The sequence below is a fragment of the Cysteiniphilum sp. 19S12-1 genome (genome assembly GCF_052030685.1).
Lineage (GTDB): Bacteria > Pseudomonadota > Gammaproteobacteria > Francisellales > Francisellaceae > Caedibacter.
On the sequence record NZ_JBQAJM010000005.1, the window covers coordinates 1 to 23,610 of the forward strand.

Below are 23,610 nucleotides of genomic sequence, written 5' to 3' on the forward strand. Positions count from 1 at the left end.
CACATTTATAATGTCGTGACCAATTGTTTGGAAGTTGCCTGCGCCCGTAACTTAAATCATATCTCAAGTGATATTCTCGAAGAAGTCCTCGAAAGCATGCGTTAATACCTACACGTGACATCTGTTTTCAATCGCAAGGAAGCGGTAAAGCCAAGGCTTTGTAAGCGAGCGTGCGAGCGAAGCTCTAGACTACTTTCATTTGAAGAGCAAATTATAGAAGCAGGCAACCACATTGATTTAACATACGAATCATCCCTGCCTCCTTAATCGGATAAGATAAGAGACTGAAAAACAGTCAAAATTATCTCCGCATTCACCGTGGGACTATCGATGCCAAATAGTCGGGGACGCTACACTACTGCGTAAGCGTTGGCTGAGCGTAAGTCGAAGCCTTTATAATTCCCCCCTCACCCGCGCAGCTTATGCTGCACGAGGGATCCCACAAGAGGCGAGGTGGAAAAATAACACAACTTTATTTCTATCATTACTAAGTATTTTGCCCCCTAACGTGCCCTTCGACTGATGCTCAGGGTACGTGCTTTTGAGTAAATATTTAATGCAGTCAATACAGGCTACTTTTCTTCTTCTCAACTCTGTTAAGCACGTGGATGATGTTCCTTGTATAAATTCATTAATCGCACTTGTGATATATGCGTATAAATCGTTGTTGTTGATACACTGCTATGTCCCAAAAGCATTTGCACTGAACGCAAATCAGCACCATGAGTTAACAAGTGTGTTGCAAACGCATGACGCAAAGTATGCGGTGAGATCTCTTTTTTGATGCCAACAAGCTCAACATAAAACTTAATACGATGCCAGAACGTCTGGCGCGTAATCCCTTTTCGATGATGTGATACAAATAACTTATCAAGCTTCAATCCCTGCAGCCAGCCATCACGTACTTCATTAATATACTTATTTAAATACTCCAAAGCATATTCACCGGTTGGTACTAAACGTTCCTTTGAGCCTTTACCCATAACACGCACGACACCTTGGCGCAAATTAACATCATCCAAAGTTAAATTAACCAATTCACTCACGCGTAAGCCCGTGGCATAGATTAGCTCTAACAATGCCTTATCACGAATGCCAATATCCGTCGTTAAATCAGGTGCATCTAGCAACTTTTCAACATCTTCCTCGGAAAGATCTTTAGGTAAACTTTTAGGTAATTTGGGTAATATTAACTTCTGTGTTGGATTTGTTGTAATCTTTTGCTGTGCGTAACACCAACCGTAAAATTTATGCAAGGTTGAAATCATTCGTGCATTAGATCGAGCACTATAACCTTCACTTAAGCGTTTGGCTAAAAAGGCTTGTAACTCTAAAAGTTGAAGATTAACTAAATCATGCTTTTGATAGAATTTAAGCAGATGATTTAAATCCGTTTTATAAGAGGATAAAGTGTTTTGGCTTAAACCTTCACTTAGCCAGATATCATCAATAAATTGATTAATAACTTCAGAATAATTATGCATTTTTAGCCGCAATTAAATTTTCTATGCTTTCAAGCCATTCATTAAAGAGAAAACATTTTTCTCTTATGCAAGGTATGCCTATTTTCATTGCAATAGCTATCCCCGTTGTTGTCTTGGCAAACTTACCTGTTGCAGTAAATCCATCAAGTCTTTTAGAAGGCGCTGTCTCTCTAGAGTTATTAATTGCTTCAGGTGTAGAAAACGCTTCAACTATCTTAGTTATTTTATGTTCATCAATATTTAAGGATTGTGCCAGAATGCTACTGTCGCTAAATAACAACGCCTCGAATTCATGCATTACCATATAAGGGATAAATCGTGCTGTGATGTGTAACTGAGGTAAGTCTTCACATAGTGTACTAATCGTTCGCTCATTAAGGTGTTTTGAAATGTCTTGTATTGAGTAATTTTGTGATATATCTGCAATACCAGGCCATTCTTTAATCCCGTAGTAATCAATCATGGTTGTTACATAAATATCAGAACGTTGCTTTAGATATATGGCTATATCTTGCTTAACTCTTTCAAATCGAACATCACCACCTTTTTGTCCAGGTTTTGAAACTTGAGTTGCCCGTATAAATATATTCTTAGGCGCAAGATACGGCTGCACTACTTTTTCAATAAACGTCTGCTCTGTTCTACCTTCGACTATAGTCATAACCTCAATATAATTACTCATACTGAGGTCCTCCAGCAATAACATTTTTAGCCCATAACTCGCCAACTGAGTAATTTTCAAGCCATTGTGAAAAATCTTTTTCACTTAAACGCTCAAAAGTCGATGCTCCTTCTTTGCGATTAACGACAATAATATCTTCAACTGCAAATTGATCGATTAATTCCGGAGATTGTGTCGCTACAATTACTTGCGTTCTTTGAGCTGCTTGCTGAATTAGCTCTGCCAAGATAACAATAGCTGCTGGATGAAGCCCTAACTCTGGTTCATCAATAATAATTGTTGATGGTGGTTCAGATTGTAATAAGGCAGTTGCTAGACAAATAAAACGAATTGATCCGTCGGATAAATGATATGGTTGCATTGGGTAATCTGAGCCTTTTTGTAACCAATCAAGCTTTACTGTTTGCTCTTGTCCAGATACTTTAATATCTAATATAAAATCATCAAAAAATGGCATAACCAATCTAATCGCATTAAGAATTTCTATATAGGAATCATGAAAATTATTTCTTAAATTTAATAGAAATGATGCAATATTTTTTGCATCACCATAAAGCTTCTTATTATTCTCAACAATATCTGATCGACGCATCGGTGAGTTAGCACTTGTATCATGAAAGTGATATACAACCCAGTTAGATATCGAACGATGCACAAAATATCCAATGCCATTATATTTGCCATCTGCAGACCTCTCACTTTTTAACTCCGAAATTCTGCTCTCTCTACTGGGCAGTCCATAGCTACGCCATGTATCTTTTGATGGCCATGACCACCCTTCATTTTCTGTATGCAACTTTGAATCCATTTCGTCAATCTCAAATTCCAAACCCATGAAAGGGTTCTTTTGAAATGCTCTACTTTCTTCAATTAGAAAATCCTCTTCTACTGTTGGCACTAGCTCAAGAGCATAGTAATTTCTCGCTTCCATATTGTTTGTTGACTGGAACTCAAAAGAAACTTTTATTCTTTCCGTAATTTTGGGGCCATTATAAAGGAAGTTATCAGCCCTACCACGACTACTAATAAATGATGTGAAGTTACCCTCACTCATTGCCATCAGCATTCGAAAAATTTGAATAAAATTACTTTTTCCTGCACCATTGGCACCAATTAAAATATTTAAACTTCCAAGCTCTAGACTATCTAAATCAGCAATAGATTTAAACCCACTAACTTTCATTCGCGTTAAATAACCTTTCATATTATTCCTTGAGATCACTCAAAACTCTGAAGTTGTCTAAGTACATTAGGGCTATTTTAATCAATATTTCGGATAACGTTAACCAATATTTTGGATCAAAAAATCATGACAACGAACGCTTAAATGACATGAGACAAACTTACTTTAACAAAAAAATCGAATGGTTAATTTTAAGTAAGTCATAAAAACAAAAAAGGTTGGCGATGCCAACCTTGAAAATTATACTTTTTCTTTGATTCTTGCGGCCTTACCAGTCAAGCCACGCATGTAGTAAAGCTTAGCGCGACGAACTTTAGCACGTCTTTCGACAACAACGCTGTCAATAATTGGGCTATGTGTTTGAAACGTACGCTCCACACCTTCACCAGATGACATTTTACGTACAGTAAATGCTGAGTTGATACCACGATTCTTGATCGCAAGTACGAAGCCTTTAAACGCCTGAATACGCGCTTTATCACCTTCTTTTACCCATACATTAACTGTTACTGAATCACCAGGGTGAAATATTGGCAAATCAGTGCGTAGTTGTGAATTCTCAACCATTTCTAAGTATTTATTCTTCATTTCTTTCTCCTAATTGTGCATTCTCTATCACATTTATTGTTTTTCATCTTGGGCTAACTGCTCAAGATATTGCTTATCTTCATTCGATAGACATAGGCACTCAATCAATTCTTTACGTCGTAGAAAAGTACGTTTTAACTTTTGCTGATACCGCCATTGTTGAATCTTCTGATGATCTCCAGATAACAATACCGTCGGCACATCACCTGCATCAACATGTGTTGCAGGTCGCGTATAATGCGGACAATCTAACAAACCATCATAAAATGAATCTTCAACAGCTGATGCTTGATCATTTAACACACCCGGCAGTAAGCGCACGATGCTATCAATCAATGTCATCGCCGGTAGCTCGCCACCGCTTAAGACATAATCACCTATTGAAATTTCTTCATCAACATGACGCTCAATCAAACGCTCATCGATACCTTCATAACGACCACAAAGCAAGATTAAAGCATCTTCACAAGCAAATTCTTTAACTACGTTTTGAGTTAAGGGTTTTCCTTGCGGCGACAAGTATACAACTTTAGCGGGTTTGTTCAATCTTTTTTTGGCTTCAACAATGGCTTTTTGCAAAGGGTCATACATCATCACCATCCCAGGTCCACCACCAAAGGGACGATCATCAATTGTCTGATAACGATTCATTGCAAACTGGCGCGGATTAATGGTCATAAGCCTTGCTTTTTCAAGCTGAAATGCGCGTGCTGAAACACCGTATTGAGTAATCGCATCAAACATTTCAGGAAATATCGTAATCGCTGCAAAGTTAATCATTATACTTTCTCTTAATAGTCGTATTGCCAATTAACAGTTATTATCTTTTGATTCTTGTTAACGTCAATCACATAGTCGTTCACAAAAGGTATCAAATACGATTGATCTTTATGTTTGCAACAAAGCACCTCATTGGCACCTGTATCTAAAATATCATCAACCCTGCCAAATGACTGCCCTTCTTTGTTAACAACCTGCATACCGATTAAGTCTACCCAATAGTATTCATCTTCTGCTGTTTCTTTTAACACCGACCTTGGCACAGCGAGTAAGGCATTGGTATATTTCGCTGCAATTTCTTTGACATCGGCATCAGCAAACTGAATCACAAGCTTATCACCGACGCGACTGACAGATTCTCCTGTTAACACTGACCACGTGCGATCACTTGCTTTTTTGATATACCATTGACCATAAGACAGCGCTGTTTCAATCGAATCACTTAAGACATATAGCTTTAATTCACCTTTTAAACGATATGTTGCACCCACTTTGGCAATGACGATCATTTCATCATTTTGCACATTATCTTGTTGTGACATGTTAACAACCTTATTCTGCAATCAATTAAAATAAAATTAAACACATAAAACAAAAACGCCAATCAACGATATAAGCGTGATTGGCGTTTCTTAAAAACTTAAAAACTCAACATAAGCACTTAGCGTGCTTTGTGCTTTTATTTTATTTAAGCTTGCGCTGTTGCTTTACGCGCTTCTTTAACAATAGAAGTCACACGATCAGACATCTTAGCACCTGTACCTAACCAGTAGTCAACACGCTCAAGATCAACACGTACTTTTTCTTCATGTTCTTTTGCCAATGGATTAAAGAAACCCACACGTTCGATAGGACGACCATCACGCGCTTTACGGCTATCTGTTACTACGATTCTATAAAAAGGACGCTTCTTAGCGCCACCTCTAGCCATACGAATTACGACCATAATATTCTCCAAATTTTCTATATTAATTATTGTTGCTCTAGAATCTGTGCTAAACACAAAAACGGGCGCATTTTAGCGTATTTTTGACATAAGCACCAGTGGTTTTCGAGTTTAGTTTTTATTTTTATGTAAATTAATTTATGGCTTATCTGATCATTTTATTGGGCGCTTTGACAGCGAGTCTTCTCCCAGTATTTTTCCCAGTGGATCATAAACTCACAGCGACATACCATAAAGAAACAGCAAAATGAGTTTGCTTTAATTACAAAATAAGGAGAGCTTTTTATGAGTATTGCTACAGTTCATGGGGTACCTAGCAATTCGAGCGTGGATATAGAAGAAAATATTGAGGACTTTTGTTACAAACTAAATATCGTTGCTGTTTGCTATAACGACGTCGGCAAACTCGTTAAGACCACAGCAAACTTTGACCTAATAAACCTACCATTAAATGAATTTCACAACTTAGTCTCATTTGAGAGTCTATCGCGTTTAGGCACTCAGTACATAACGCATGAAACAACCAACCAAGTGATCACATTGCGCTTAAATATTATTTACCAATCTAAAAACCACTATTGGATAGGTGTTAATATTGCCGAACTTATGAAGCTGCCTCATGGATATTTGGGTCAAACGCAAATATGACGATTCATGGTCATTCCCAGACTTGATCCAAGAATCAAAAAACACCTGATCATATTTTCATAACTGCTAAAGATTGTGAGGGGATAAATGTTAAGATCTTGAGAAGGGGAATGTTTTAGATTAATAATATGATACTTTTATTCACTATCTGAGTTCATCATCGCTATACTTGGTGTGTTTTTGGCAGGTTGAACAAGGCTATGTTTATATGCTTTGTTTGAGTTTGGAACATAATCAGTCCCTGCATAAGCTGCTGCTAAATTACCTGATAAGAAAATACCGATAAACATCAGTGCAATCGCTTTAAAAAATTTGTTCTTTTTCATTTTAAGTGCTCCTTTAATAATTTTACGTTTCTATGGGGGAGTGTTATAACACCTGTTCATCATCGATAATCAAAATTAATAAAAGCTTAAGATGTCACAGCAAATAAAAAGAGTTTTAAAAAAGCAAATTCAATAGCTAAATTTCAATAATAACTTCGGTTGAAGCAGCACGAAACTTTTTTGGTAAATCCATGGCACTATAACCAAATGCACACATCACACCTGAGAAATCAAAATCATCAAAATTAATTTGTTTATATTCATCAAGGACTTTCTTAACATTTTCAGCTTCAAAACCCTCGATAGGACAACTGCTAATATCTAAAGATTGTGCGGCATTGAGTAGGTTCGTTAGCGCAATATAACACTGTCTTTTTGCCCAGGCATCCGTATCTTCAACACTGAGATAGTTTTGCACTAAACCTAAATATGTATCCTGGATTTTTGGTGGTAAATTTCGTCGTGAAACCTTTTGACGAACATAATCACTCTTACCACGGAAATTATGCGCTTTGCGGCTTAAGATGATTACAATAAAGCTTGAATCCGTAATTTGACTTTGATTCCAGCATGCAGGTTTTAATTTCTCACGCAATTTATCATCTTGGATCACGACAAACTGCCATGGTTCCAAACCAAACGATGATGGCGACAGACGCCCTGCTTCTAAAATAAATGCTTTATCTTTAGCAGAAATTTTGCGTGTCGGGTCAAATTTCTTGCAAGCAAAGCGCTGTTCTAATAGTTCAATATAATTCATCAGAATCCTCTTTATAATGCTTTGATATGCGTTGTTGTTTGTTTAACATAATCGACCAAACGTCCCATGGCATCTGTTAAAATACTGAGATCATCAGCACAGCTAAGGCGTAGATAACCTGGTGCACCAAACGCGGAACCTGGCATAACCGCTAAATGCTTGGTTTCTAACAAATGCAAACAAAAACTTAAGTCATCTTTAAAGCCTAATGCATCAATAATTGGTTGCACATAAGGGAATAAGTAAAAGGTTGTCTCTGGTAATAGACAATCTATCTCTGGCACGTTTTGTAAGGCGTCATAACAAAGATTGACACGTTCTTGATATGTTGCTAGCTGTTCAAATAGTGCTGATCTAGGTAAGTTAAGCGCTTCTATCGCCGCATATTGTGAGATAGAGCACGCGCATGACATCGATTGTGACTGATAACGCTTTAGCATATTGATCATATCCTCGGGTGCGATGATATAGCCAATACGCCACCCTGCCATCGCATAGCTTTTGGATACGCCATTAACAATGGCATAACGCGATTTTAACTCAGGTGCAATTTCAATCAATGTCAGTGGACGATCTCCCCAGTAAAGCATATCATAAATATCATCACTAATAACCCAAACATCAGGGTAATCATTTAATACGCGAGCGATCATATTCAATGTTTCTTTGTGATATATCGCACCGGTTGGATTGTGTGGAATATTAAGGACTAACGCTTTTGTTTTGGTACTAACCTTTGCTCTTAAGTCATGCTCCGTTGGTTGGAAGTCATTGTGATGCGTTGTCTCAACAACTACCGGGTTACCATGCGCAAGCTTAATCATATCAGGATAAGATGTCCAAAAGGGTGAGAAGAAAACTACTTCATCACCCGCATTTAAAATACAATTAAAGATGTTATATAGACTGTGCTTGGCGCCTGTCGTTACACATACTTCATTATTTTGGAAACTAAGCTGATAATCGCGGCTGTATCGTCTAATAATTGCCTCTTTTAATTCAACAATTCCATCAACTGGCGTGTATTGCGTGCGATTTTCATCAATCGCTTTTTTAGCCACCTCTTTAACCTCATTGGGTGAATGAAACCCTGGCTCACCAACCGCCAAAGAAATCACATCTTGATGCCCTGCTTTAATAAGACTTGCTGCACGCGCTGCCATTTCAGCGGCTTTTGAACCTTCAACATTCAGTATGCGCTGACTAAAACGTTTTTCTTGATCTAACATGTAGATTTCGCTCCTTAACATGGTTAATTCATTTTAGCAATGAATCAAAAAAATAAGTTGAGTTCTAATTACACCCCTCACCCGTGCAGCTTAAGCTATATGACCTCTCCCACAAGGAGAGAGGTACTAGATAATGCAACTTATTTATACATCATTACTTATTCTTATTTGTTTTATTGATTATATTGATGATACGCATATATTGTTTTATCACAAACCGTTATAAATTGCTCATACTTCTCTAGCACAATGGCATCAATCGTATAATTATTATGTTGTAATGCTTTTTCGAGGTTTGCCAATTTATTTTTAAGCACGGGTACTCCACAGTAACTAGCACCTCCGTGAAGCTTATGCACTAAATCTCTCAAGTGTTTGCCCTCATTATTTTCATAAGCGGTTATAATTTCTTTAATGGCATCGCTTAAAGAGCTCATAAATGCTGACAACATCTCCTTAGCAAAAGCAATATTGCCTCCAGCCAAGCTTGAAGCTAGCTCAATATCAATATATTTTTTGCTTTCACCTGCATCATTATTTTGAATTATCTCATCTGTTATTTGCTGATCTTGATTCATTTGAGCATATTGGTCATTTATAGCATTTCCAACTTGTATCGGGATATCGCTATTGCCTAAGTAATGTATCAACAGTTCAGATAAGGCAGTATCATCAATCGGCTTAATTTGTATGGCATCAAAACCCTCTTTTAATAAACTTTCACCTTGTCCTTCAACAACATCTGCTGTCACAGCGATGATGGGCACATCACGATAGCGATCAACTTGACGCAATGCATGGCATAATTCAACACCGTCCATCTCAGGCATATGTACATCGGTTAAGACCATTATAAAATTTTGCTTTTCTATTAGTGACAAGGCTTCTTTTGCACTAAAGGCATCCACTGGGGAGTAGCCTTTTGTTTCCAATAAAATATGCAAAAGCTTTAAATTAATAGGATTATCATCAACGATGAGTATCGATTTTTCTGCTTGAAGATTAGGTATGTCATCTATAGTGGCAACCTCTTTTGTTTCACTCAACTCAAGCGAACTCTCTAAAAAAGAAGCCAGTTTATTAAGCTTATATGGGTAATTTAAACAATTCTTAAGACCTAACTGGCGCGTATAATCAAATAACTCATTTAATGGCATATTAGCAATAAGAAAGATATCTGCTTGCGTAAATGACTGTAAATCGATGATTAAAGATTGTTTTAATTTCTGCATATCAGGCAAAGTATTATAAATTAACACGATATCAACGTCATCTTGCTCAACAACAGTATCAATCAATGTGGTTTCACTGTCACAATAAATAAATTCAATATCAAGTAGTGAAATGTGTGCAAGAAACATCTCTCCAGCATATTGACTCTGGCTATAAACAATAAGCTTCTTAACACTTATCGGCTTTGTTTCTTTGATGGTTGGAGCAGAGACTTTATCAAAGAACACATTAAAACTAAAACATGCGCCATGATCTAATTCACTTTTAACCTTGATCTCCCCATGCATCTTTTCAATCAGTGTTTTACTAATAGTCAGTCCCAGTCCAGTGCCTCCATATTTGCGACTGGTTGATAAATCTGCTTGAGTAAATGCATGAAAAAGTTTATCAATTTGCGCTTGAGACAAGCCAATACCTGTATCCTCAACTTTGATATATATTTCAACTTGGTGTTGATGAGTTGCTTTTAATTCAACATTGACACAGACACTTCCTTGCTCTGTAAACTTCAGTGCATTGCCGACAAGATTAGTTAAAATTTGGCAGAATCTTAACGCATCACCCATAACCATCTGTGGCAATTGCGGGTCTAGTAATACACCAAAGTCAATCTGCTGTTCAATGATTTTGGGTTTAAACAGCATCATACAATTAGTGATTTCTTCGCGTAGGTCAAAAGGTTGGTATTCAAGAATCAAGTTGCCCGATTCAATCTTTGAGAAATCTAAAATATCGTTAATAATGCTCAATAGATTATTAGAAGATAATATAATTGTTTCTAAATATTCACGTTGCAAAGGACTCAGATTACTTTTTGCTAATAAATCTAAAAAACCTAATACACCATTCATGGGTGTGCGGATCTCATGGCTCATATTTGCCAAGAATTTACTTTTTATCTCGCTAGCTTCAATCGCTTCTTTTCGCGCTTGATCTAATTGAATATTTTGGCGCTCAATTGTGTTCAGCGTGTGCCTTAACTCCCTTGTCGCTTGTTTGATATTACGCGTCATTTCTTGATGGGCATTATTAAGAGATAGTGCCATACTGTTGACACCCTCTTCAAGATTCTTAAGCTCGCCGGGTGGATTGCCGTCAAGCTTAGTATCTAACGCGCCTTCTTTAATACGTTTCACTGCATTAATAATATCAAACAGTGGATTAATCAAATCACCACTTAAGCGTAGCCCAAATAAAATACTCACTGTTAGTCCAATAAGCACAATCAATAATGTCGCAATAATCGCCTGATACTGATTCATAATGGTATTTTCACGACTTAGGGTAATAACGACCCAACCGATACGCTGGTCTTTCTCAGTATAAAGCTTATCAACACTCTTTTCTTTTGGATTAACCGTACGTGAAATAACAGGTGCCAAAAACTGAATATTTTTATGCCCTTCTTGCATAAAGATTTTTTTACTCATTAAGTCTGAGTTTTCTTTGAAAAAATCAGGGTTTACTTGTGGAATTTTACCCGTGAATGTTAATAAATCACCATTAGTATCATAAATCGCAGCCATGCGTACATCAGGATAACTTAAAATATTATCTGTAACGTTTTGTAAGATAATCTTGCTATCAAAGTACAGTCCATACTCAGAGGCAGCAACAAGTTCTGTGGTAACTGCCTCACCACGAATATATAAATTACGATCTAAATCAGAAAAGCGCATGCTGATAAAATAAAAACCAAGTAATGCTGACACCGTCAGTGTTGGTAATAAGGTTAATAGAATCATCCGACCGCGGATGCCAACATTTTTAAGCATAAGATGTGCTTTTGATTTAGCGCGTTTAATGATGAATTATATCACCCATAAATCATTTTGCAGTGGGAAACTGCCATCTTAAAAATAAAACTTAACTCATCCTTTGAAAAATTTACGAAACCAAGAAAATCGTTGCCCATAAGGTGGGTAAAGCCATAAAGCACTATTGAGTCTACCTCGCTGACAAATTGATTTGGCATTAGAAAATGTTTTAAACCCTTCAAAACCGTGATAACGCCCCATGCCTGAATTGCCAACGCCGCCAAAAGGCAAATCATGCTGAGCAATATGATTTAACACATCATTAATACACATCCCACCACTGATAATATTCCTATTAATATATTCTTGCTCAGTGCGATCATAACTCAAAATATAAGCGGCTAATGGTTGAGGCTTTTGATTAATATAACTTATCACCTCTTCAATCGATTGATAGCTTAACACAGGCAACAATGGACCAAAGATCTCATTTTGCATCACCTGTAAATCATGCTTTGGATTTAATAGCAGTGTAATGGGTATTTTTCGATTGTGGTCATTCTTTGCTTCACATTCATCTAACGCAATAACCTTAACGCCCCGCCCTTTTGCCTCCTCAATATATTCTTGTAAACGATTAAACTGCACCTCATTAATCACGCTACTGTAATCATCATTACGCATATATTGTGGATACATCTCCTTAAATGCCTCACTCATTTCAGCAACAAATGCCTCAACTTTTTGCGCATGAACAAATACATAATCCGGTGCAATACAGGTTTGTCCAGCATTTAAACCTTTGGCAAAAGTAATCATTGTAGCCGCTTTTTTTAAAGGAAAATTTTGACTGATAATTAACGGTGATTTCCCACCTAACTCAAGTGTTACAGGTGTTAAATTTTTAGCTGCAGCCTGCATTATTTTCTTACCAATAGTCGTTGATCCAGTAAAAAACAAATGATCAAAAGGTAATTCACTAAAACTTTGCGCGACCTCAACACCACCTGTGACAATCGCCACTTCATCAATATTAAAAGTGCGTTTGCAAATGTCCATCATCACGCGATTGGTTTTAGGTGTATGCTCTGAGAGTTTAATGCACACTCGATTTCCCGCAGCCAATGCATAGATAAGCGGAGATAAGCTCAACAAAATGGGATAATTCCATGGCACCATAATACCAACAACACCGACGGGCTGATAATAAACGTAGTTTTTAGCGGGTTTAAAAATCATACTGGTATGACGTTTCTCTTTAGTCATCCAACTGCGTAAAGATTTAAGGACATACTTAATGGTACTGGTAACTTGAAAAATCTCACTCAACCAAGTCTCATTCGCACTGCGATGACCAAAGTCATCACTTACTGCATCAATCAATGCTTTTTCATATTTTAATAATACAGAATATAAACGCTTAATTTTATCTTTACGCAATGCATAATCAGGATATTGATCAAGTGAAAAAGATTTTTTCTGTAATGAAAACAACTGTAACAATTGCTTTTTATCGATATTGTCCATTAATCTATCTATCCCTTTGCTTTAAGTAATAATGTATAAATAAATGAAATTACGGACTTCTCCTATTTATTATTAACGACTCTTATTCGCCAAACGATCTCTTTCGCGCTTTTGCTGTTTTTGCGCTTTACGGATTAACCCTACTTGTTTTGCCTCTTCACCGATATGAAACTCTCCTCGTTCACGCGCTAATTGGCTTTGTTTTTCACGCTCTAAGAAACGCTTTCTTTGTTCAGAGGTATGGTTACCCTTACAATGATGACAAGAGACTCCTTGCTCATACTCAGGCTTTAGCTTGTCTTCTTCAGTAATTGGACGACGACAAGCGTAACATTGATCATATTGCCCCTTGGTCAAATCATGCGTCACAGCAACACGTGAATCAAAGACAAAGCATTCGCCTTGCCATAGACTTTCCTCTTTAGGCACTTCTTCAAGATATTTTAAAATACCACCTTCTAAATGATAGACTTCATCAAAGCCTTGTTCTTTCAAAAAGGCAGTTGATTTTTCACAACGAATGCCTCCGGTGCAAAACATCGCTACTTTTTTGTGCTTTGTCTTATCTAAATGCTTTTCAACATATTCAGGAAACTCACGAAACGTCTCCGTATGCGGGTTAACCGCATTTTTAAAAGTACCAATGTCAACCTCGTAATCATTGCGTGTATCAATTAATAAAACTTCAGGGTCAGAAATTAGGGCATTCCAATCTTGTGGTTTAACATAAGTACCACAAACTTTAAGAGGATCTAGTCCTTCAACACCTAAGGTCACAATTTCTTTTTTTAGCTTCACTTTCGTGCGATTAAAAGGAATATGCTCATCAAATGATTCTTTATGTACCAAATCAGTCAAACGTATATCCGATTTTAAAAACTTAAGTACCGCTTCAATGCCTGCTGCAGTGCCTGCAATCGTACCATTGATACCTTCTTTGGCTAACAATAACGTACCACGCACCATGTTATCTTCCATTGTTTTTAACAATGGCGCTCTTATTGCTTCATAATCTTCCAATGTGACAAACTTATACAGTGCTGAAACCACGTACTTTGACATGCTATACCCTTTATACCTTTTTATTTCTACTATTTATCATTTGTATGATTCGATTTTAAACAGACAACCGCAATCAAAATATGATTGATGGTGGGTGCCGAGTGAACGCATTATACACCATTTCACCTAAAAAACCATTTTAATAAGACTCAATAGTGGTGAGTTTTGCGCATAGACATAATAACTTTGCACATTAGAGGGGTTCTCAGATATCTGCTCGTTTATATTCAGAAGCATCTCCTTTTCTTGAGCAGCTAACAGGGCTGTTGGTAAAAAGCCATAACCAATGCCTTGGGTAATTGCATGCAATATGGTCGTATAAGAGGAAAAATAAAGCGCATTTTTAATCTGTAACATATCTTTTAATTGTGTTTGCATAATACATTTTAATGTTTTTAGATCCTGCTCAATACCGTTGAAGCCTTTTGCTAAGTCACGTGAAATATAAGCATCAAACACAATATCAGTATAGAGTTTGACTTCAAACCCATGATCTTTAAGCATATTTTTTTCGCCTTCATTGAGTACAACCAAGGCTACATCTACCTGATGTTTAAGTAACAACTCAATATGCTTTGTTTTATTTTCAACAACAAGGTCATAATCAAATGATTGATCACTTTTCATGATTTGACTAATTTTGCAAAACAAACTTTGCTCAAATATTTGCGATAAGGCAATTTTAAGTGTTGGCTTTTTTTGCTTTAAAAAAGGCAACTCCAACTGATTGATGCGATCAAACTCAAGTAGCATGGGTTTAATCAGCGTGTAAAAAGCATGCCCTTTGTTATTAGCAATTAATTTATTATTGGTTCGTTCAAATAATTGAAAACCCACAATATCCTCCAAGTTTTGCAGCTGTTTAGTCAAAGCTGGAGGCGTTAAAAACATCACTTCTGCACTTTGGCGTAAGCTTTTTAACTCATAGATGGACATAAAGATGCGCAACTGTTGCAAGGTATAGTTCATTTATCTTCTCACTCAATATCGTTCATAATAAGTTAATACTATATTAAATATTATTCAATTTTAATTAACATTGAAAACTGTATACTGCTAACAAATTCAAAAACCTAAGGTAATTATGATGAATCAACACAACTTAACAATCGTTCGTAACTTCTTAAATCATCAAAAAAATGCACAAGCTGAGCAAGCTCTGGCACTTATCGCTGAAGATGCTGTGTGGCATAGTGACAGTATTGGCGCACCATGGAGTGGCGACTTTCACGGCAAAGCTGAAATTATCCGTCACTTTGCCAATATTCGTCAATCAGTGACAAGCTTTAGCAAAACACCAATGGATATCATTGCTAGTAATAACACCAGTTTTGTTTATGAATATGGCTATCTTGAATGCACCTTTAAGCATAATAATGAATTCTTCGCCACTTATATCGTGTCTATTTATGAAGTTACAGAAAATCAGATCATTTCTTATCGTGCTTTAGAAGACTCCAACACGCTATATCACACCTATCATAAAAAATCCCACATCAAGGAAACATTATGAATACACGTATAAAATCACTGATTTATTTACTTGCTTTACTGTCTATATTAACCGTAAACATCTATGTTCCAGCCATTCCAACATTACAACAAACTTTTGCTACTACCAAAGCACATATAAGTCTTACCGTAAGTTTTTATATGCTTGGCTTAGCAATTGGTATCCCTTTATATGGTGCCATCGCCGATCATATTAAAACCTCCAAGGTGCTTATCTTCGGACTTACTCTTTATATTATTGCCAATCTAATCGCGATATTTTCACCCAATATATCCACCTTTATCTTTGCGCGTTTTGTCGAGGGCTTAAGTGCCGCGAGTGCCCTTTGTTTATGGCAGGTGTTGAGCTTTACCTACTTTGAGGACAAAGCAAAACACATGATTAACTCAGGATTTATCATCATTGGCTCGATGCCAGCATTAGCACCGATGTTTGGTGGATTAATCCTATCCTTTAGCCATTGGCAAGCGCTTTTTTTTACCTTAACGATTCTGGCAATTATTCTTATTGGGCTAACTTTGAGTTTACCCGCAGCAAACGCTGCATCACAAATCAAAAAAACACAACATCAACTAGAGCAAACTCATATCGTCTTATCGATTTTAAGACAATATAAGCACTTAGTTGTTGATGCGCAATTTATGATACTTGCCTTTGCCAGTGCTACGATCTACATGTCGGTATATGTTTACTTATCACAGGTTCCTTTTTTACTGACAAAACTTCATTTTGCGACAAAAAGTTTTAGTCTGTTCTTTATACCGATTTCAGTGGCATTTATTTTGGGTGGACTTTTTTCTAAATTTTTACTGAAAAAAGGCAGTTCATTTAAACATATGTTCATGTTACCTGTGGCAGTTACAACCATTGTTTTTATCTTAGTTGTTATTGCTGAACTAGCTGGTGTTACTCTATCGGCATGGTTATTAGCCATTCCATTTTTTATCTTTACCATTGGTGCGGGTATTGGTATGCCCAATTTAGTGAGTCAAGCATTGTCTCTTCACCCACATCGCCGCGGCACTGCCGCATCCGCCATTGGGTTGGTACAAAATCTGTTTGCTTTTGCCTTTAGCAGTCTTGGTGCTTATCTTACCCGCTTTGGCTACGAGGGTCTGGTTGTTTCTTATGCGCTTATGACTGGTTTGCTGATATTATGGTTTGGCATATATCTTTTTATATCCCATCGCAAAAAATCATTCCTTGAGACTTGCCCTACCGATTAACTTAAACAATTGATTCAACTAACTGAATAATACCCTCTACTGAAATCCCTACTTCTGCCAGTAAAGCATTTTTATCCCCATGATCCTGATAATGATCAGGCAATCCGATGTTACGCACTTTGATTTTACTTAATAGATCATTAGCAATTAGATATTCATTCACGGCAGATCCAGCGCCACCCATAATCACATTTTCTTCTAATGTAATAATAACCTCATGAGAACCGGCTAGCTCTTTAATTATTTGCATATCTAAAGGTTTAACAAAACGCATATCTATTACGGTAGCATTAAGCTGCTCGGCTGCCTTAAGCGCTATGGGGAGCAATGTTCCAAAATTTAAAATTGCCACTTTTTGACCTTCGCGCACGCATTTTGATTTTCCCATTTCCAAATCAAAATCTTTGGTAATCTCGACACCTGTGCCCGTACCACGAGGGTAGCGAACCATTGCAGGTCCTTGGTGTTTAAAGCCAAGATTTAACATATGGTAACATTCATTTTCATCACTTGGCGTCATGACAACAGTATTAGGAATGCAACGCATAAAGCTTAGATCAAAAATACCTGCATGCGTTGCGCCATCCGCCCCGACGATTCCTGCACGATCCACAGCATACAGAATATCTAAATTCTGTATACTGACATCATGAATCACCTGATCATAAGCACGCTGTAAAAAAGTTGAATAAATTGCCACCACGGGCTTATAACCCTCACAGGCAAGGCCTGCGGCAAACGTCACTGCATGCTGTTCAGCAATTGCTACATCATAATAACGTTTAGGATACTCCTTTGAAAAACGAATTAAATCTGACCCTTCACGCATTGCAGGTGTGATACCCACAAGCTTGCCATCTTTGGCTGCCATATCACAAATCCACTGCCCAAAAATATTAGAATAGCTTAACTTTGCGGTAGATGAACTTATGGTGCTAGTGCTATTGTTTGAATTAAACTGAGGATTGACATGATGAAACTTAATGGGATCTGCTTCTGCTTTTTCATAGCCTTTGCCTTTTTTGGTTAATATATGCAAAAGCTTAGGTCCTTCGTGATGTTTAATGGTTTTTAAAGCTTCAACTAAAGCCTCAATATCATGTCCATTAATTGGACCCACATAGTAAAAGTTAAGTGCTTCAAATAAATTAGCCGGTACAAACATCCCCTTGGCTTGGGTTTCCAAGCGTTTTGCCAACTCAAACGCACCAGGCAGTTTTTTAAGAAACTTTTTACCGGTTTCACGAATATTGTTATAGGTTGAACCAGAAAGAATTTTGGTCAAATGACTTGTAAGAGCACCAACATTCTCAGAAATAGACATTTCATTGTCATTTAATACAACCAAAACATCCGAGTGCATGCCTCCTGCATGGTTTAACGCCTCAAATGCCATGCCTGCTGTTAGTGCGCCATCACCAATAATAGCAACGGATTTAGCAGATGATCCTTTCAATTTATCAGCTTCAGCCATACCTAAAGCCGCACCAATGGATGTACTTGAGTGCCCGACACCAAAGCTGTCATAAACACTTTCGCTGCGCTTAGGAAAGCCTGAAATGCCACCGGGCTTTTTAATCGTAATTAACTCATCCGCTCGCCCTGTTAGGATCTTATGAACATACGTTTGATGCCCGACATCCCATACTAAGTGATCACTCGGTGTGTCATAGACATAATGCAAAGCAATAGTAAGCTCTAATGCTCCCAAGCTACTAGCGAAATGCCCACCTGAGACATCTAAAGTCTCAACAAGAAACGTGCGTATTTCAGTCGCTAAATCCGTTAATTGAGAAACGGCAAGCTTGCGTACATCACAAGGCGAGTTGATCTTTGATAACAACGGGTAATTTGCACGATTTGTTTTTGACATAACAACAAGCAATGTGTCTATTTTAGTTCTGTGGCATAGTATCCTTTACTATGGCAGCTTTCTCAAGTAAAACCCTTAATATTCTTTGCTTTTAATGTTATTAATTCCATAGTCAATCGTGCCTCATGAGCCCCTAATAGATCACTTAGGCTTCGACTCACGCTCAGCCAACGCAGCACCCCTCACCCGTGCAGCGTAAGCTGCACGAGCAATCCCACAAGGGGCGAGGTAACAAATTCGTGGGCGCATTGAAGCTTATTACAACTAAGTCCCCCAAAAAGTTACTTGCCGTTCCCTGAGCGAAGTCGAAGGGAAGATAAAAACAAATGCCGTCTTGCCATTTGCTTTAAAGCACTCTAATATCACCAGCTGTTAGGTGCGTGTGTTATAAAACATACGTTAAAAGGGAAATTGGTGTAAATCCAATACTGTACCCGCAACGGTAAAACACGGTGTTTTTGAGTATTCAAAATACCGCTTGCAATCATTCACTAGGCAACTGGGAAGAAGCATTTAGGTCAAGTCCGGAAACCTGCCTAATAATAATTCGTTTACGGGGATATAAACAGCAAAGAGGGCTCCATGCAACCATACCGTTTTCGCACATTAAGTGCCATCATACTATTTGCCATCGTTGGGCAAACAATATTTGCGGATCAAATAACAAAAAATAGTGATAACAACATCAAAAATATCACCAGTGATCCTAGTCCCTCAGCAACGGAATACACTTTGCCAACGATTGTTATAAATTATGAGAATCAATTAAATCATGGCCAAAAGAAAACACGAGATAGTAGCGATGCCTCTAGAGCACCGATTAGCGTATCATTAATGCCCAATTATGCCAATCAAAGCATTGATCACACCATTGAGCAAAATGCTTGGGTTAACAGTAACAATAGTAGCGCGGCAAACCCTAGTTTTTATTTGAAGGGGCAACGTGCCAATGTGTTATTAAATGGTATTCCACTGAATCAATTTAACTCGCAAGCGCAAAATATTTCGTTAATTCCACAAGATAGTATTGAAAGTATCACCGTCGATCCTACTGCCAGTAGTGTGCTCTACGGTGGTATGGGTTTAGGTGGCACAATCAACATTGAGCAGAAATTTATGGCTCAAGATAAATATACGATTGGTTTATCTGGCGGCTACCCATTTGGCGCTGGCGTTAATGTCTTTATTAATAAGCTATTGGATAATGAAAAAACATGGAGTTTGCAACTTGCTAATAATAGTCAAAGCATTGATGGTTATCGCGATTACTCACGTAATAACAGCAATAGTGCCTATATTGCGTTAATGCATCAAACCAATACGCAAAAATTCACACTGAACTTTAGTGATAGTTACCAATATTTACATTTCCCTGGATCATTAAATCAAGATCAAAGTGACGACAATCCATGGCAAGCTAGTAACGGCAAAGAAAAATATATTAACCACACCGTTAATACACAGCTTAATTTCGACCAAAAACTTAATAAACGGTGGCAATTTAGCCTCAAATCGCAATATCAACAGCAATGGGCAAACGCTATTTTTGCTGATTCAAACTATTCCTCTAAGCAAGGCAGTAGCTTATTTTATTTGCGCCCAAGTGTGATATTTGATAATGATTTTGTGAAAAACACATTCGGTAGCGAGTTTAACTATCAGACCTTTAGACAAAGCAGTACGGTAAATAATGCAACACAAACGAATATTGCACTGTTTAATCAAAGTGACTTTATATTCAATCACTATTGGCAAAGCGGTATTGGGGGGCGTTTTGAGCATAGCTATACCAAGGGCGACTTTATCTCTAGTAATAACTCTGGCTCACAGGTGATTAATATCGGAGCAGGTGATATTTATTTGCAATATAACTGGAGCAAACACTTCAATACACGTGGCTCGATTTCATACGCCTATCAGTTACCTTTTATCGATCAATCTAATCTAACGCCAGGAGCGACACCAAGCTTTGGCTTAAATCCGCAAACAGCGTGGATTTATCAGTTTGATAATATGTATAAAAATGACAAACTGACGTTGAAAAACAGTAGCTATTGGATGCTAATTAATAATCAGATTGATTATGATCCAAGTTTCAAAAGTGATAGCACACCTTTTGGAGCAAATATTAATCTACCGCCGACGCAAACGATTGGTAATTTATTCGCGCTTGATTACGCGTGGCTGTCGAGCTTAAGACTTGGCGGTAGTTTTGCTTTTAATTTAAATACGTTTAGATCCGGTTTTTTTGAGGATAGCAATAAAATTAACGTTGATATTAGCAACAATCAAGTCCCTGGGCAACCGTCTTTTACTGCGGAGTTCCATAGCCATTGGCAACTCAATGACAGCCTCTCATTTTGGCTACAAGAGCAATATTATAGTAAGAGCTATGCTTATGGTGATTACACCAATACCCTTGCCAAGCAAAGCGGTTATTTCCTTACCAATCTTGGGGCTAAGTATCAGCTAGATTATTGGCAGTTTAATTTCAATATTTATAATCTATTTAATAAATTCTATTACAATTATGTTTCAACTTATAATTTGACGGATTTAAGTTACTATCCGGCTGACGGCATTGTCGCAATGCTTAATATTCAATATCAGTTTTAATTCCTTATGATGAAGCGTGCAACCCTACTGTCACTGACTTTACACTTAAGTGTTCTCTTAGTAATTGTCCTTTTATGCACGCTTGCCAAATATATTAACAACATACCTCAAAAGCCGATTGATATTGCACTCACTAAAGAGAGTATTCCGGCACATATTGTTTATTTAAGTAAAACCACGATAAACAGGAACATTCCAAATAGTGTTATAAGCCCTATAAAAAAATCATCTGCTAAAGAAAGTAAACAAGCAGCAACCACAGCTGACACCCAGCTAATAATGACACATGACTCAAAACTAAAAATTGAAACCAATCCGCCAAAGCAGGTAAAACCATTACAGCAAGAAGATAATAAAGTTAAAAAAATTGAGAGAAACAAAACATTACCTCAAGCTGTTAGTAAAGGGGATGATTCCATTCAACTAAACACTGCTCCAGCCTCAGCAAACTTTAGCACTGCCAGAGAAATCAATGAGGTAATGTCAGCGCTACAAACTGCCCTAAGCAACTATCTTGCTAAGCAGCCATCACCGGATAAATCCCTTAATCTTATCATTACACTGACGGTTAATTCACAAGGTATATTAGAAAAAATAAGCTTCTCGCCCTTGCCACCTGAAGCTTTACAAAATCTTTTAATTCACTTTTTGCAGTCACAAAATTATACGCATAAACTTTTATTGCCTCACAGCATTGATATTAATATTCCTTTACAGTTAATCACAAAGTAGCACACGATCAATTATAACAAATGAAAAATAAATTCAATCACCCCTCACCCGTGCCGCTTACGCCGCACGACTCCGGCAAGGGGCGAGGTGAAAATTTTGTAGGGGCGTATTGCATACGCCCACCTCCGTTAAACACCCAAAGGTCGTTTAACAATAAACCGACTTAAGCCAATCCAAAGATAAAGATAGCTAAAGAAACTTAACCAACCAGCAAAACTACCAAAGCGATATAGCCAACTGATCTGCGATAACAAATGATTAATATCAGCATTTGCTTGATGCATTAACACTTGCTGCATATAAGGAATGGCAAGACTACTAAATAAAACAACCACACTGAAAAGCACTAATAAAACAGCTGCGACAATAAGGTTTTTGCGCACATTCGGGCGCGTTAACTGAGTGATTTTCTGAGGGAAAAAATACAACAGCACAACAAACTCGCTGATATAAGAGATGAGCGTTAAAGCAAAGCGCCAACTAAGATCAGTATTAACCTCAGGTAAGCGCACAATAAACCAACTTATAACCGAAACACCAAGAAACAATGCAGCCCATTTATTCTTAAGAAAAAAACCTAGATAAATACAAAAAGCAAGATAGAAAAAGGCATAAATCATGATTGATTTATCCGCACTTAGAGTAACCGCAATTCAAGCAAGTTAAGCAATTATCCATGCGCACCATCGCTTTGGTGCTGCATTTAGTGCATAGTTGTGATTCAGGTGGGAAATTATTACTCGCATCATTACTTGGCTGTTGACGCTGATCCAGCTCTTGACGCTTTGCAGCAATATATTGCTTTTGCTCTTCATCTAATTCATCATCTGGCAGCATACCAATTTTCTTTAAATGCTTTTCAATCACATCACCAATTTCCGAAACTAATGAAGGAATATACTTTCCACCACGCTTTAGATAACCACCATTAGGATCAAAAACAGATCTTAACTCTTCAACTAAAAAGGTAATATCACCCCCTTTGCGAAAAACCGCTGAGATAATTAAGGTCAAGGCAATCGTCCATTGGAAATGCTCCATATTTTTAGAGCTTAAAAAAATCTCAAATGGGCGACGCATTTGATGCTCTGTGCCTTCATTTAAGACAATATCATTAATCGTCACATATAGCGCATGCTCTGCTTGAGGTGGCTTGATCTTATACGTTTCACCGAGCAATGACTCTGGACGCTTGATATTTTCACTCATTTGCTGATGTGATTTTTCTTTTTTTGTTGGTTTAACTGCAACATTGTTTGCCCCATCATCGGGTTTGACAATATTAAAGCCTGTGATTTTTTTCTCTATCTTAACTGCCATTTTTACTCTTTTAGCTCTTTTACTCTAAACGGTTAATAAAAAATACTTGTGATAAATCGCGCATCAAAAGTCGTCTTATTTTGCCTGAGCGTGCCGATGAAAACAATCGATAATTCGTTGAAGTT

22 protein-coding genes and 1 riboswitch are annotated in these 23,610 nt (G+C 37.4%); of the genes, 5 read left to right on the forward strand and 17 right to left on the reverse strand.

Translation table 11 applies throughout. The features are described 5' to 3' along the window. Positions 1 to 596 precede the first annotated feature (596 nt). The 7 genes from xerD to rpsP all read right to left on the reverse strand — a co-directional run bounded on the left by xerD (position 597) and on the right by rpsP (position 5,663). Entirely contained in the window at positions 597 to 1,484 is an 888-nt protein-coding gene (gene xerD / locus ACTS4L_RS02420; RefSeq protein ID WP_440617103.1) for a site-specific tyrosine recombinase XerD, read from the reverse strand. Continuing rightward, positions 1,477 to 2,166, reverse strand: a complete 690-nt coding sequence (locus ACTS4L_RS02425) for a DUF4276 family protein (RefSeq protein WP_440617104.1) — start codon at positions 2,164 to 2,166, stop codon at positions 1,477 to 1,479. The genes xerD and ACTS4L_RS02425 overlap by 8 nt, the downstream gene beginning before the upstream one ends. Continuing rightward, positions 2,159 to 3,370 (reverse strand): AAA family ATPase, encoded by a 1,212-nt coding sequence (locus tag ACTS4L_RS02430; protein WP_440617105.1) that lies wholly within the window; start codon positions 3,368 to 3,370, stop codon positions 2,159 to 2,161. Before ACTS4L_RS02430 ends, ACTS4L_RS02425 begins: the two co-directional genes overlap by 8 nt. A 219-nt stretch (positions 3,371 to 3,589) precedes the next feature. Continuing rightward, positions 3,590 to 3,937, reverse strand: a complete 348-nt coding sequence (gene rplS / locus ACTS4L_RS02435; RefSeq protein ID WP_440617107.1) for a 50S ribosomal protein L19 — start codon at positions 3,935 to 3,937, stop codon at positions 3,590 to 3,592. A 33-nt stretch (positions 3,938 to 3,970) separates the two neighbouring features. Continuing rightward, complete coding sequence (trmD, locus tag ACTS4L_RS02440) at positions 3,971 to 4,714, reverse strand: tRNA (guanosine(37)-N1)-methyltransferase TrmD (RefSeq protein WP_440617143.1); 744 nt, start codon at positions 4,712 to 4,714, stop codon at positions 3,971 to 3,973. A gap of 14 nt (positions 4,715 to 4,728) precedes the next feature. Beyond that, positions 4,729 to 5,259 (reverse strand): ribosome maturation factor RimM, encoded by a 531-nt coding sequence (rimM, locus tag ACTS4L_RS02445; RefSeq protein WP_440617109.1) that lies wholly within the window; start codon positions 5,257 to 5,259, stop codon positions 4,729 to 4,731. A 146-nt stretch (positions 5,260 to 5,405) separates the two neighbouring features. Continuing rightward, a complete protein-coding gene (gene rpsP / locus ACTS4L_RS02450; protein ID WP_440617110.1) occupies positions 5,406 to 5,663 on the reverse strand; it encodes a 30S ribosomal protein S16 in 258 nt (85 codons plus the stop codon). A 285-nt stretch (positions 5,664 to 5,948) separates the two neighbouring features. Here rpsP and ACTS4L_RS02455 point away from each other — a divergent pair, with 285 nt between their 5' ends. Then, positions 5,949 to 6,311 (forward strand): hypothetical protein, encoded by a 363-nt coding sequence (locus tag ACTS4L_RS02455; RefSeq protein ID WP_440617111.1) that lies wholly within the window; start codon positions 5,949 to 5,951, stop codon positions 6,309 to 6,311. A 137-nt stretch (positions 6,312 to 6,448) separates the two neighbouring features. Here the strand turns inward: ACTS4L_RS02455 and ACTS4L_RS02460 are convergent, their stop codons facing one another. The 7 genes from ACTS4L_RS02460 to ACTS4L_RS02490 form a co-directional block, all read right to left on the reverse strand. After that, entirely contained in the window at positions 6,449 to 6,637 is a 189-nt protein-coding gene (locus tag ACTS4L_RS02460; protein WP_440651666.1) for a hypothetical protein, read from the reverse strand. A 136-nt stretch (positions 6,638 to 6,773) separates the two neighbouring features. Then, positions 6,774 to 7,397, reverse strand: a complete 624-nt coding sequence (locus ACTS4L_RS02465; protein WP_440617114.1) for an NAD(P)H-dependent oxidoreductase — start codon at positions 7,395 to 7,397, stop codon at positions 6,774 to 6,776. A gap of 11 nt (positions 7,398 to 7,408) precedes the next feature. Continuing rightward, on the reverse strand, positions 7,409 to 8,626 hold the full coding sequence (locus ACTS4L_RS02470) for a pyridoxal phosphate-dependent aminotransferase (protein ID WP_440617116.1): 1,218 nt from the start codon (positions 8,624 to 8,626) through the stop codon (positions 7,409 to 7,411). 173 nt (positions 8,627 to 8,799) lie between these two features. Continuing rightward, positions 8,800 to 11,634 (reverse strand): ATP-binding protein, encoded by a 2,835-nt coding sequence (locus ACTS4L_RS02475; protein ID WP_440651668.1) that lies wholly within the window; start codon positions 11,632 to 11,634, stop codon positions 8,800 to 8,802. Between the two features lie 96 nt (positions 11,635 to 11,730). Continuing rightward, entirely contained in the window at positions 11,731 to 13,143 is a 1,413-nt protein-coding gene (locus tag ACTS4L_RS02480) for a coniferyl aldehyde dehydrogenase (protein ID WP_440617118.1), read from the reverse strand. A gap of 72 nt (positions 13,144 to 13,215) precedes the next feature. Beyond that, complete coding sequence (trhO, locus tag ACTS4L_RS02485; RefSeq protein WP_440617119.1) at positions 13,216 to 14,205, reverse strand: oxygen-dependent tRNA uridine(34) hydroxylase TrhO; 990 nt, start codon at positions 14,203 to 14,205, stop codon at positions 13,216 to 13,218. Positions 14,206 to 14,331: 126 nt separating this feature from the next. After that, the gene (locus ACTS4L_RS02490) at positions 14,332 to 15,174 is read right to left on the reverse strand and encodes a LysR family transcriptional regulator (RefSeq protein ID WP_440617120.1); all 843 of its coding nucleotides are present in this window, start codon (positions 15,172 to 15,174) and stop codon (positions 14,332 to 14,334) included. Between the two features lie 115 nt (positions 15,175 to 15,289). On the opposite strand from ACTS4L_RS02490, the gene ACTS4L_RS02495 reads away from it, so the two are divergent. Together ACTS4L_RS02495 and ACTS4L_RS02500 are read left to right on the forward strand one after the other, a co-directional pair. Then, positions 15,290 to 15,718: a nuclear transport factor 2 family protein gene (locus ACTS4L_RS02495; protein WP_440651670.1), complete on the forward strand. Its 429-nt coding sequence runs from the start codon at positions 15,290 to 15,292 to the stop codon at positions 15,716 to 15,718. Beyond that, a complete protein-coding gene (locus ACTS4L_RS02500; protein WP_440617122.1) occupies positions 15,715 to 16,944 on the forward strand; it encodes an MFS transporter in 1,230 nt (409 codons plus the stop codon). Before ACTS4L_RS02495 ends, ACTS4L_RS02500 begins: the two co-directional genes overlap by 4 nt. Position 16,945: 1 nt before the next feature. Here the strand turns inward: ACTS4L_RS02500 and dxs are convergent, their stop codons facing one another. Then, positions 16,946 to 18,817, reverse strand: a complete 1,872-nt coding sequence (gene dxs, locus ACTS4L_RS02505) for a 1-deoxy-D-xylulose-5-phosphate synthase (RefSeq protein WP_440617124.1) — start codon at positions 18,815 to 18,817, stop codon at positions 16,946 to 16,948. A 357-nt stretch (positions 18,818 to 19,174) separates the two neighbouring features. Next, positions 19,175 to 19,371, forward strand: a riboswitch (cobalamin riboswitch). Positions 19,372 to 19,399: 28 nt separating this feature from the next. On the opposite strand from dxs, the gene ACTS4L_RS02510 reads away from it, so the two are divergent. Further along, positions 19,400 to 21,433 (forward strand): TonB-dependent receptor, encoded by a 2,034-nt coding sequence (locus ACTS4L_RS02510; RefSeq protein ID WP_440651672.1) that lies wholly within the window; start codon positions 19,400 to 19,402, stop codon positions 21,431 to 21,433. Between the two features lie 6 nt (positions 21,434 to 21,439). After that, positions 21,440 to 22,165: a hypothetical protein gene (locus ACTS4L_RS02515; protein ID WP_440617127.1), complete on the forward strand. Its 726-nt coding sequence runs from the start codon at positions 21,440 to 21,442 to the stop codon at positions 22,163 to 22,165. Between the two features lie 128 nt (positions 22,166 to 22,293). On the opposite strand, the gene ACTS4L_RS02520 is transcribed toward ACTS4L_RS02515, so the two are convergent. Together ACTS4L_RS02520 and ACTS4L_RS02525 are read right to left on the reverse strand one after the other, a co-directional pair. Next, positions 22,294 to 22,785 (reverse strand): hypothetical protein, encoded by a 492-nt coding sequence (locus tag ACTS4L_RS02520; RefSeq protein ID WP_440617129.1) that lies wholly within the window; start codon positions 22,783 to 22,785, stop codon positions 22,294 to 22,296. A gap of 7 nt (positions 22,786 to 22,792) precedes the next feature. Next, positions 22,793 to 23,485: a TSCPD domain-containing protein gene (locus ACTS4L_RS02525; RefSeq protein ID WP_440617131.1), complete on the reverse strand. Its 693-nt coding sequence runs from the start codon at positions 23,483 to 23,485 to the stop codon at positions 22,793 to 22,795. Positions 23,486 to 23,610: the final 125 nt, after the last annotated feature.

Coding starts and splice junctions, on each gene's coding strand:
- rplS (WP_440617107.1), bottom strand. CDS start 3,937: ATGAAGAATAAATACTTAGAAATGGTTGAGAATTCACAACTACGCACT.
- ACTS4L_RS02430 (WP_440617105.1), bottom strand. CDS start 3,370: ATGAAAGGTTATTTAACGCGAATGAAAGTTAGTGGGTTTAAATCTATT.
- ACTS4L_RS02490 (WP_440617120.1), bottom strand. CDS start 15,174: ATGAACTATACCTTGCAACAGTTGCGCATCTTTATGTCCATCTATGAG.
- ACTS4L_RS02520 (WP_440617129.1), bottom strand. CDS start 22,785: ATGATTTATGCCTTTTTCTATCTTGCTTTTTGTATTTATCTAGGTTTT.
- ACTS4L_RS02455 (WP_440617111.1), top strand. CDS start 5,949: ATGAGTATTGCTACAGTTCATGGGGTACCTAGCAATTCGAGCGTGGAT.
- xerD (WP_440617103.1), bottom strand. CDS start 1,484: ATGCATAATTATTCTGAAGTTATTAATCAATTTATTGATGATATCTGG.
- ACTS4L_RS02425 (WP_440617104.1), bottom strand. CDS start 2,166: ATGAGTAATTATATTGAGGTTATGACTATAGTCGAAGGTAGAACAGAG.
- ACTS4L_RS02475 (WP_440651668.1), bottom strand. CDS start 11,634: ATGCTTAAAAATGTTGGCATCCGCGGTCGGATGATTCTATTAACCTTA.
- ACTS4L_RS02465 (WP_440617114.1), bottom strand. CDS start 7,397: ATGAATTATATTGAACTATTAGAACAGCGCTTTGCTTGCAAGAAATTT.
- rpsP (WP_440617110.1), bottom strand. CDS start 5,663: ATGGTCGTAATTCGTATGGCTAGAGGTGGCGCTAAGAAGCGTCCTTTT.
- ACTS4L_RS02515 (WP_440617127.1), top strand. CDS start 21,440: ATGATGAAGCGTGCAACCCTACTGTCACTGACTTTACACTTAAGTGTT.
- ACTS4L_RS02495 (WP_440651670.1), top strand. CDS start 15,290: ATGATGAATCAACACAACTTAACAATCGTTCGTAACTTCTTAAATCAT.
- dxs (WP_440617124.1), bottom strand. CDS start 18,817: ATGTCAAAAACAAATCGTGCAAATTACCCGTTGTTATCAAAGATCAAC.
- trhO (WP_440617119.1), bottom strand. CDS start 14,205: ATGTCAAAGTACGTGGTTTCAGCACTGTATAAGTTTGTCACATTGGAA.
- ACTS4L_RS02470 (WP_440617116.1), bottom strand. CDS start 8,626: ATGTTAGATCAAGAAAAACGTTTTAGTCAGCGCATACTGAATGTTGAA.
- rimM (WP_440617109.1), bottom strand. CDS start 5,259: ATGTCACAACAAGATAATGTGCAAAATGATGAAATGATCGTCATTGCC.
- ACTS4L_RS02500 (WP_440617122.1), top strand. CDS start 15,715: ATGAATACACGTATAAAATCACTGATTTATTTACTTGCTTTACTGTCT.
- ACTS4L_RS02480 (WP_440617118.1), bottom strand. CDS start 13,143: ATGGACAATATCGATAAAAAGCAATTGTTACAGTTGTTTTCATTACAG.
- ACTS4L_RS02510 (WP_440651672.1), top strand. CDS start 19,400: ATGCAACCATACCGTTTTCGCACATTAAGTGCCATCATACTATTTGCC.
- ACTS4L_RS02460 (WP_440651666.1), bottom strand. CDS start 6,637: ATGAAAAAGAACAAATTTTTTAAAGCGATTGCACTGATGTTTATCGGT.
- ACTS4L_RS02525 (WP_440617131.1), bottom strand. CDS start 23,485: ATGGCAGTTAAGATAGAGAAAAAAATCACAGGCTTTAATATTGTCAAA.